This is a genomic window from Salinimicrobium oceani (assembly GCF_012037645.1).
Genome location: NZ_JAAVJR010000973.1, coordinates 1 through 380, shown reverse-complemented (window position 1 = coordinate 380; position 380 = coordinate 1). Strand labels below are relative to the sequence as shown.

1 protein-coding gene is annotated in these 380 nt (G+C 41.1%); it reads right to left on the bottom strand.

Features of this window, described 5'->3' with window-relative positions:
- Positions 1-373: class I SAM-dependent methyltransferase (locus HC175_RS20325; protein WP_168139856.1), on the bottom strand; the 373-nt coding region annotated here is incomplete at its 3' end.
- Between the last annotated feature and the right edge of the window lie 7 nt (positions 374-380).

Genomic DNA, 380 nt, shown 5'->3' with positions numbered 1-380 from the left:
CCTCAAATTCGTTATAATGCCTGTCCCAGGAATCGTTTTTATTGCGATAGGCAGGAGAAAACCAAAGTCTTAGGGGCACACTTGCCACAAGTTTACTGGCTTTAATGTCTTTTAAAACATTAAAAGGTGCCAGGAGATGTTCAAAAATTTCGAAAGCAGTTACAATTTCTGCAGAAGTATTTTGAACCGCAGAAGTGTCCAGGTCCAGGTCTTCGCCCTGAGTATTTGTAACGCTGTAACCCTGTTTCTCCATGATTTCTGAAAAAGGATTCTTTACCCCAAGATCGAGAATGTCTGCCGGCGCAGGTGCAACTTTGGTTAAGAATTGAAGGGTTTCTTTGTATCTTTTATTGGGAAAGCTGTGTTCGTACATTCCTAAA